This window comes from Brevibacterium sp. NPDC049920 (assembly GCF_040656435.1).
GTDB classification, from domain to species: domain Bacteria; phylum Actinomycetota; class Actinomycetes; order Actinomycetales; family Brevibacteriaceae; genus Brevibacterium; species Brevibacterium pityocampae.
Genome location: NZ_JBFAMF010000001.1, coordinates 332,665 through 342,433 on the forward strand (window position 1 = coordinate 332,665; position 9,769 = coordinate 342,433).

The following is a 9,769-nucleotide window of genomic DNA, read 5'->3' on the forward strand; positions in this document are numbered from 1 at the left end:
TGCTCCAACGATATCTTCTGACTCATTGTACGTGCGGATGCTCACACCGGACCCTGGTCGTCCGGACAGCCGCCGCGCACACTGGGAGCACGGACGAAGGCCCGCGCTCGACGACGAGCGGACACCCGGGCCGGGCGGTCGGCGCACGGCCCGCCTGCCGGTCCGGGCGGAGCCCAGCACAGCCGCCGGGCCGGACCAGCAGCACGATTCGAGACGGAGGACATCATGCTCAGCACCCCAGGGACCATGCCAGCACTCACCGACGCCGGACTGGCACCCCTCACCGACTCCGCAGTGGCGCGGGTGCGCCGCTGGCTGCGGATCTCCGCCGGCACCCCCACGGCCAAGGACGCCGCCGCGGACCGGCTCGCCGCAGTCCTCTCCGATCCCAACGGCCTCGACTTCACCGTCGGCTTCGTCGACCGGGTCGTCGGCACCGATGACGTCCACGCCGCCGCGGACGCGCTCGTCGACGTCGCACGCCTGACCCCGGACACCATGTCCGCGCTCGACCGCGCACAGGTCAAGGCCGGTGCCGCGCTCGCCCCGGTGCTGCCGCAGGTCGTCGTACCCGCCGCCCGTGCGCGGCTGCGCTCGATGGTCGGCCACATGGTCGTCGACTCCCGCGACAAGCAGTTCGGGAAGGCCGTCGCGGAGCTCACCGCCGACGGGCACCGGCTCAACATCAACCTGCTCGGGGAGGCCGTGCTCGGCGAGGAGGAGGCGGACAAGCACCTCGCCGAGACCCGCCGCCTGCTCCAGCGGTCCGATGTCGACTACGTGTCCGTCAAGGTCTCCTCGGTCGCCTCGCAGGTGTCGATGTGGGCGTTCGACGAGACCGTCGACTACGTCGTCGAGCGGCTCCTGCCGCTCTACCGCGAGGCCGCCGCCTCTCCGGCCGGCAGCAGATTCATCAATCTCGACATGGAGGAGTACAAGGACCTCGAGCTCACGCTCGCCGTGTTCATGCGCATCCTCGACGACCCGGAGCTCGCGCACCTCGAGGCCGGGATCGTGCTCCAGGCCTACCTGCCCGACGCGCTCGGCGCGATGCAGCGGCTGAGCGAGTACGCGAGCGCCCGGGTGGCCGCCGGCGGGGCCGGGATCAAGGTGCGCCTGGTCAAGGGCGCCAACCTCGCGATGGAGCGCGTGCACGCCGAGGTCGCCGGCTGGGAGCTCACCACCTGCCCGTCCAAGCAGGCCACCGACGCGAACTACAAGCGCGTCCTCCACTGGCTGTTCACGCCCGAGCGGATGGCCGGGGTGCGGATCGGCGTCGCCGGCCACAATCTCTTCGACATCGCCTTCGCCCACGAGCTCTCGCTCGCCCGCGGCGTCACCGACCGGGTCGAGTTCGAGATGCTCCAGGGCATGGCCGCGGAGCAGGCCGCCGCGGTGAGCGCCGACGTCGGCGATCTCCTCCTCTACGTCCCGGCGGTGCACCCGCAGGAGTTCGACGTCGCGATCTCCTACCTCGTCCGCCGGCTCGAGGAGAACTCGGCGAACGAGAACTTCATGTCCGGGATCTTCGAGCTCCGCAACGGCAACGCCGTGTTCCGGCGCGAGGAGGACCGCTTCCGCGCCTCGGTCGACGACCTCGCCGCCGTCCTCGCGGCCGAGGGCGAGACCGCTCCCCTGCCCACCCGCCGCCAGGACCGCGGTGCCGAGGCGGAGCAGGGTGCGGCGTACACCTCGGGCGCGGAGCTCGGCGGGTTCGCCAACGAGCCCGACACCGACCCCTCGCTGCCGGCGAACCAGCGCTGGGCACGCGCGCTCCTCGAGCAGTCGTCCGCACCGGGCTGGCTCGACACCCGCCCCGCCCCGGAATCCCTGGACTCCGTCGAGGAGGTCGACGCCCGCGTCGCCTCCGGCCGCGAGGCCGCACTCGCCTGGCGCGAGCTCGGTGCCCGCGCCCGCGGGGAGATCCTGCTCCGCGCTGCGGACGTGTTCGCCGCCCGTCGTGGGGAGTTCCTCGCGACGATGGCCGCCGAGGCCGGGAAGACGCTCGACCAGTCCGATCCGGAGATCTCCGAGGCGATCGACTTCATCCGCTACTACGCGGATCGCGCCCTCGAGCTCGAGGCGGTGGAGGGCGCCGAGTTCACTCCGGACGCGCTCGTCCTCATCACCCCGCCGTGGAACTTCCCCGTCGCGATCCCCACCGGGTCGACGGTCGCCGCGCTCGCCGTCGGCGCCGCGGTCATCCACAAGCCCTCGAGCCCCACCCCGCACTGCTCGGCGCTGCTCGTCGAGTGTCTGTGGGAGGCCGGCGTCCCGCGCGAGGTGCTCCAGCTCGTCGCCCCGACCGAGGGCGAGGTCGGCAAGGCGCTCGTCGCGCACCCCGGCGTCGACCGGGTCATCCTCACCGGCGCCTCGGAGACCGCGGCCCTGTTCCGGGGCTTCAACCCGGAGCTCGACATCAATGCGGAGACCTCGGGCAAGAACGCGCTCATCGTCACCCCGGCGGCGGACCGCGACCTCGCGATGGCCGACCTCGTCCACTCCGCGTTCGGCCACGCCGGGCAGAAGTGCTCGGCGGCTTCGCTCGCGATCATGGTCGGCTCGACCTACGACTCCGAGCGCTACCGCCGCCAGCTCGTCGATGCGGCGTCCTCGCTCATCGTCGACGTGCCCGCGAACCTCCGGGCGACCATGGGCCCGCTCACCGAGGAGCCCTCGGACAAGCTGCTCCGCGCGCTCACCACCCTGGAGCCCGGGGAGAGCTGGGTGCTCGAGCCGCGCCGGCTCGACGACTCCGGCCGCCTGTGGTCGCCGGGCATCAAGGACGGTGTGAAGCCGGGCTCGTTCTTCCACCTCACCGAGTGCTTCGGACCGGTGCTCGGCCTCATGCATGCGGACACGCTGGCCGAGGCGATGGAGCTGCAGAACCAGGTCGACTTCGGCCTCACCGCCGGCATCCACTCGCTCGACGCCGCCGAGGTCGCGACCTGGCTCGACACCGTGCAGGCCGGCAACGTCTACGTCAACCGCGGCATCACCGGCGCGATCGTCCAGCGTCAGCCGTTCGGCGGCTGGAAGAAGTCCTCGGTGGGCCTGGGGTCCAAGGCCGGCGGCCCGAACTACCTCATGCTGTTCGGCGACTGGTCGGACGGCTCGGTACGCGACGAGGCCTGGCTCGACGCCGCCCGCGCGAGCGATCGGCGGGCGTGGGAGCAGGAGTTCGGCCGCGCCTCCGACCCCACCGGCCTCACCGCCGAGGCGAACATCTTCCGCTACCTGCCGCGCGCCGTCACCGTGCGCGTCACCGCCGCCGCACTGGCCGTCGAGGTCACCCGCACCGCGCACGCCGCGCAGCTCGCCCAGGCCCCCATCACCTGGTCGGTGTCCCCCGACGCCGCCGCTGAGGTGCGCGCCGCGGTCAAGGCCGCCGCCCGGGGTGCCGGGCAGCCGGCAGGGTCTGACGGGCCGGCGGGCGCCTCGGGCACGGCCGGGTCCACCGGTGCGGTTTCCACCGGCGAGGGTGGCGTCGCGATCGAGTCGGCGGCCGACTTCGCCGCGCGCGTGGAATCCGGCGCTTACGACGACGGGGTGGGCGCACGGGTGCGGATGATCGGCGCGGTCGAGCCCGAACTCACCGGCGCGATCGCGCAGCGCCCGGAGGTCGCGGTCGTCGACGATGCCGTGACCGGCTCCGGCCGCGTCGAGCTCCGCTACTTCGTGCAGGAGCAGGCCGTGTCGATGACGCTCCACCGGTTCGGCAACCCGAGCCGCAGCTTCAACGCGCTCGCGGAGTCAATCTGCCCCGACCGCCGCGCCGGCTGATCGCGCGTCCGTTCGGGAGTGTGGGGCTTCCGGTGGAGTGTGGTGGCATCAGCGCCACCACCCTTCATCGAAAGCCCCGCAGTCGTGTCCACGGATGCCGTGCACTCGGGCTCGTGCCCCGGGGTGCGCCGGCGGTCTTCCGCGGGGGTGGGCGTTCGCAGTAGCGTGGACGCATGAGTGAGTACACACCGGCGATCGCCACGGTCCAGATCGACAACGAGTTCACCCGCGTCACCGAGTGGCGGTTCCCCCCGGGCACGGAGACCGGCATGCACGTCCACGAGATGGACTATGTGGTCGTGCCGACCGTCGCCGGCACGCTGACGGTGGTCACGCCGGAGGAGACCTTCGCCAATGAGATCGTCCCCGGCGCCTCGTACACCCGGTCGGTGGGCAGCGAGCACAACGTCATCAACGAGACGGATGCCGAGTGCGCCTTCGTCGAGGTCGAGTTCAAGCAGCGCCGCGGCTGATCGACCGCTCGCGCATCACTGGTACGACACGAACCAGGGGCGCGGTTCGACCTCGTAGGTCTGCTCGGGGGTGAAGGTCGGGGTGTCCTCGTCGTAGAAGTTCTTCCACGCCATGAAGATGCCCTCCGGCAGCCCCTCCTGGAGCGCGTTCCACGTGCCCATCTTGAGGTCCGGGGTGCCGTTGCCGTCGGCGTGGAGGACGATCGCGAGCTCGGGGTGCGAGGTGTCGATGTCCTGCCGGTCGGAGATCATCCCGAGCGAGAACTGGTGGAGGATGAACACCTTCTGCGGCAGTGAGTTCTCCGCGGTGAGCTCGGCAAGCCAGGCGGCGGTCTCGTTGACCTCCTCCGCGCTCACCGAGCCGATCTGCTCCATGTGGCGCTGCCCGGGCTCGAGCCGCCATTCGGGATCGAGTGCGAGGCCGACGTGGGGCTCCTTGAGCAGCTCCTCGTACTCCTTGGCCTGGGTGAGGAAATCGGTGGTGCCGGGCTGCAGGTCGAGGACGACGTAGACGCCCGCCTCGCCGGCCGCGTCGACCCATTCGCGGATGAGCTCCGGGTCGAGCTCGGTGGAGTAGTTGCCGTCGGGCCCGGGGACCGCCGAGGCGACGGTCGTGATGATCTCGAACGCCGGCACCACCTGGACGTCGGAGTGCGGCTCGTAGTCCTCGGCCAGCCCCTTGACCCGCTCGATCGTCGCCTCGAGGTCCTGCTCGCCGAGGATCCCGAGCGAGGCCACCCCGGGGGAGCCGTAGGCGGCGATCATGCGCCGGCCCGGGAAGGCGAGCTGGCCGCCGCCGGGGAGCTCGGGGGCGGTCGCCGCGGTGGCGGCCTTCGCGGTGAAGTCGTCCGCCTCGCCGAAGGTCTCGCCGAGGGCGAGCAGACCGCCGGCCGGGTCATCGCCCGCGGCATCCTTCGTCGCGGCCACGGTGTCGCCGTCGAGGCGCGGGTCGCCGCCGGGCACCTCGGCCACGGCTCCGCCGGCGGCCTCGACGTTCGCGCGCGCGGCGACCTCGGCCGGGGACTCCGCCTCCGGGTCGACGAAGAGCGAGGCGCCGGCCGGCTGCTCGTCGACGGCCACCTCGGGAACGGCGCCGGTGTCCTCGGCCTGCACCTCGACGACCTCGAACCCATCACCCAGCGCGGAGAGGTCGGTGCCTGCCGGGGTGACGAGGGTATCGGCGCCGAGGCGCTCGAGCTCGTCGGCGACGGCCTGCTCGGTACCCAGCAGGAGCGGCAGCCGGGCCTCCGATGCCACCGGGGCGGCGGCTTCGGCGGCATCTGCGGGCGCGACGACGGCGACGTCGGCGGATTCGAAGAGGAGGGAGCTGAGCTCGACGGCGGTCTGCGCGGCGTCGTCGCCCGGCAGCACTGCGGTGGCGGGCGGGGTGTCGACGAACTGCACGGACTTCTCCGAGTCGGTCGAGCACGCGCCCAGGGTGACGACGAGGACTGCCGCCGCGCCCGCCGCGACGGACCTGCTGATCCGACCGGACCGACCACTCATCTGCACCACCACTGCGCACCGCACCCTTCTTCGAAACAAGATTCCTTGGCGCCAGTCTACGACCGTCGGGTAGGGCCCGGGTCCGCACGACGCCGGGAGCAGCGACGGCACCAGGGCCGGATTGGTGTGATGTTCAACTTCCGTTGCGACGCCGGCCACCCGTTCCTGAGTGTCGCCTGAGTACAGTGCTGGCATTCCCGCTTCCGAACAAAGGTTCTCCATGCGCATTCTCAGACTCTCGAGCAAGACGGGACCGGTGAGCGTCCTCGCCGCGACCGCCGCCCTCTCCCTCGCCGCACTCCCCGGCCTCACCCCGGTCCTCGCCGCCGCTCCGACAGAGATCTCGGAGATCGCCTACGCCGGCGGCGACGACACCGACTTCATCGAGATCAAGGGTGCGCCGGGCACCGACCTGGGCGGCTTCGTCGTCGGCTCGGTGAGCCGCGGCGGCTCCCCGCAGACCGCCGGTCACTGGACCACCCTGCCCGCAGGCACCGCGGTGGACGACTCCGGCACCGCAGTCGTGCGACTGCCGATCACCAACTCGGTGAACTCCGGCGCCGCGGCGGACGGCAGCTACGGCTCCTCGGTCTTCCTCATCGACCCGGCCGGCACGCTCGTCGACTTCGATCAGGTCGGCGGCGTGGTCGGCGGCCGCGGTGTCACCGCCGGGACCGGTGCCGCGGTGCCGGAGGGCCTGCGCGGCGAGACCGCCACTCCCACCGGGGCGACCGCCCCGCGCGGCAGGTCGATCTTCTGGGACGGCACCACCTGGACCGCCGGCGACCCCACCCCGGGCGCGCTCCCCGACGCCACGCCGACACCGGACCCCACGGATCCGACCCCGGATCCCACCGACCCCGCCGACATCACCGCGATCGCCGACATCCAGGGCACCGGTGCGGCGAGCCCGCTCGACGGGCAGACGGTGACCACCCGCGGCGTCGTCACCGCCGTCTACCCGACCGGCGGCCTGAACGGGTACTACATCCAGACCGAGGGCACCGGCGGGGACGAGCATGCACTCGACGGCGCCTCGCACGGGATCTTCGTCTACTCCCGAGACACTGCCGGTCAGGTGCAGACCGGCGACTTCGTCGAGCTCACCGGCCGGGTCTCCGAGTACTACGAGCAGACCCAGCTCACCGTCGCCGCCGGCGGCTTCCGGTCGGTCGCCGAGGCGGCCGCGGCACCCAAGCCCTACGCCGGGGAGTTCCCCGACGGGGACGAGGCGCGCGAGTCTCTCGAGGGCATGCTCCTGCAGCCGTCCGGTCCCGTCACGGTGACCGACAACTACGGCACGAACCGCTACGGCGAGGTCGGTCTGGTCAACGGCACCGACACCCTCCGCCAGCCCACCGACGTCCACCGTCCCGGCACGCCCGAGGCCCAGGAGCTCGCCGCCGCGAACGCCGAGCGCGGCTATGTGCTCGACGACGGCGCGACGGTCGACTACACCCGCGGCGCGACGGAGACCCCGGTCCCCTACCTGGGCGGCGACGTCCCGGTCCGTGTCGGCGCACCGGCGGCGTTCACCTCGCCGGTGGTGCTCGGCTACGGCTTCGATGCCTGGCGGATGCAGCCGCTCACCCACCTCACCGGTGAGAATGCGGAGAGCACCCTGCCGGTGACGGTGGAGAACACCCGCGAGGACGCCCCCCGGGAGGTCGGCGGGGACGTCACCGTCGCGAGCTTCAACGTCCTCAACTACTTCGTCTCGCTCGGCGAGGACGAGTCGGGCTGCCGGTACTACGCCGATCGCGAGGGCAACCCGACGACGGCGAACAACTGCGATGTGCGCGGCGCCTACGACCGGGCGAGCTTCGACCGGCAGTGGCCCAAGATCGTGTCGGCGATCAACACGCTCGATGCTTCGGTGGTCTCGCTCGAGGAGATCGAGAACTCCGCGCGCTTCGGCAAGGACCGCGACGCCGCGCTCCAGGACCTCGTGACCCGGCTCAACGATGCCGCGGGCACGGAGAAGTGGGCATACGCCGAATCGCCGGCGCAGCTGCCGGAGAACGGCGAGGACGCGATCCGCACCGCGTTCATCTACCAGCCCGCCGAGGTCGCGCCCGTGGGCGATTCCGTGCTCCTCGACGACACGGCGTTCGACAATGCGCGCGCCCCGCTCGCGCAGGCCTTCGCACCGGTCACCGACGGCCCGGACACGGACGATGCTGCCGGTGCCCGCGCGCAGCAGGCCGCGGCGGACGACGACGCGACCTTCGTGACGATCGCCAACCACTTCAAGTCGAAGGGCTCCGGCTCGGGGCCCGGCAACGCGGATTCCGGTGACGGGCAGGGCGCCTCGAACGCGGACCGGGTCGCACAGGCGCGAGCGCTCGTGACCTTCGCCGACGAGCAGGAGGCCGCGCACGGCACCGAGCGCACGTTCCTGCTCGGGGACTTCAACGCCTACACCGAAGAGGACCCCATGCAGGTGTTCTACGAGGCCGGGTACCGGAACATCGGCAAGGAGATGACCGAGGAGTCGACGTACTTGTTCGGCGGCCTCACCGGCAGCCTCGACCACGTGCTGGCCACCGAGCCGCTGTTCGCGGCCGCGACCGGTGCGGACATCTGGAACATCAACTCCGTCGAGTCGATCGGGCTCGAGTACAGCCGCTACAACGCGAACGTCACCGACCTGTACGAGACCGGTCCGTTCCGCTCATCCGACCACGACCCGCTGATCGTGGGCGTGGACCTGGTGGAGGACGACGAAGCACCCGGTGAGGAGCCGAGCGAGGACCCGACCGACGGTCCGAGCGACGACCCGACCGACGGTCCGAGCGACGACCCGACCGAGGGGCCCGGCGGCGATGACCCGTCTGCGGAGCCGACCCCCTCGGACACTCCCGGCGGCGACCCGGCTCCGAGCGATGAGCCCGGCGACCGGCCGACCGACGACGGCCGGGGTGATGACGGAACCGACGGCGGCGATGACGGCCGCGGCGACCGCGGCGACCGCGGTCAAAACGATAGCGGCCAGGGCGGCGACGACCGGGACGACGACACCGCCGGCTCCGGCGAGCGCGGCTCCGACCGCGACGGCGGCAGCCTGCCGCGCACCGGCTCCGAGCTCGGCGGGCTCGCGATCGGCGCTGCGCTCCTCGCGATCGGCGGCCTCACCCTGCTGATCTCCCGCCGCCGCAGGGGCTGATCCCCGGGCGGCCGGCCTGAGGCTGCGGCTCGCGCCTCGACGTACGGGCTGCAGGTCGAGGGCGGTCGTCCATGAGTTCGGCCCGGCGGGATCCGGTGCACCGGATCCCGCCGGGCCGCTGCGCGCAGGCCGGGGGCCACCGCGTGCATGCCGGAGGTCGTGCACGCAGGTGTGCTGCGCTGAAGCATGAGCATCGATCCTGCAGCGCAGGCCGGCAGCGTCCACCGGCCGGCGCGGCCGGGAAGCGGAAAGCAGAACAGGCCCTCACCGACTGGTGAGGGCCTGTTCCGTGCTGTGCGCCACGAGGGATTCGAACCCCCAACCTTCTGATCCGTAGTCAGATGCTCTATCCGTTGAGCTAGTGGCGCCCGTCGCTCGGCGCAGTGCCGTGACGACCGAAACAACTATACACATCTTCCCGCGGAACCGAAAATCGCTGGGCACCTCTCACTGCGAGCGGCTCGGCGCGGGCCACCCCGGAGCACCACGGGCCGCCCGAGGCCATCAGAGCATCAGGGCATCAGCACTCTGCTCGACTCGTTCCCCCGCCACTCCAGTGCGGTCACGCCGGCTCCCCGGTCACTCCAGTGCGGTTCCAGGGCCGAATCCGCACTGGAGTGCACCTGGAGCTGCCGCGTAAAGGTTCCGGCAACCCCGCTCCCCGGTCACCTCAAGCCCCCGGTTCCCCTGCCAGTCCAGCACGGTCGCCGCTTTCCCCTGCCATTCCAGTGCGGTCGCCCCGTTCCCCCGCCACTCCAGTGCGGTCACGCCGGCTCCCCGGTCACTCCAGTGCGGTTCCAGGGCCGAATCCGCACTGGAGTGCACCTGGAGCTGCCGCGTA

At 71.9% G+C, this 9,769-nt stretch carries 4 protein-coding genes and 1 tRNA gene; 3 read left to right on the forward strand and 2 right to left on the reverse strand.

What is annotated here, in order from left to right; translation table 11 throughout:
• Window positions 1-225 precede the first annotated feature (225 nt).
• On the forward strand, window positions 226-3,783 hold the full coding sequence (locus AB0I45_RS01550; RefSeq protein ID WP_360316295.1) for a bifunctional proline dehydrogenase/L-glutamate gamma-semialdehyde dehydrogenase: 3,558 nt from the start codon (window positions 226-228) through the stop codon (window positions 3,781-3,783).
• 173 nt (window positions 3,784-3,956) lie between these two features.
• Complete coding sequence (locus AB0I45_RS01555; protein WP_295688919.1) at window positions 3,957-4,256, forward strand: cupin domain-containing protein; 300 nt, start codon at window positions 3,957-3,959, stop codon at window positions 4,254-4,256.
• A gap of 15 nt (window positions 4,257-4,271) precedes the next feature.
• On the opposite strand, the gene AB0I45_RS01560 is transcribed toward AB0I45_RS01555, so the two are convergent.
• Window positions 4,272-5,762, reverse strand: a complete 1,491-nt coding sequence (locus AB0I45_RS01560) for a hypothetical protein (protein WP_295688917.1) — start codon at window positions 5,760-5,762, stop codon at window positions 4,272-4,274.
• A 220-nt stretch (window positions 5,763-5,982) separates the two neighbouring features.
• Between AB0I45_RS01560 and AB0I45_RS01565 the strand changes: the two genes are divergently transcribed.
• The gene (locus AB0I45_RS01565) at window positions 5,983-8,928 is read left to right on the forward strand and encodes an ExeM/NucH family extracellular endonuclease (protein ID WP_295688914.1); all 2,946 of its coding nucleotides are present in this window, start codon (window positions 5,983-5,985) and stop codon (window positions 8,926-8,928) included.
• Between the two features lie 295 nt (window positions 8,929-9,223).
• Here the strand turns inward: AB0I45_RS01565 and AB0I45_RS01570 are convergent.
• Window positions 9,224-9,296: transfer RNA gene (locus AB0I45_RS01570), tRNA-Arg, on the reverse strand.
• Window positions 9,297-9,769: the final 473 nt, after the last annotated feature.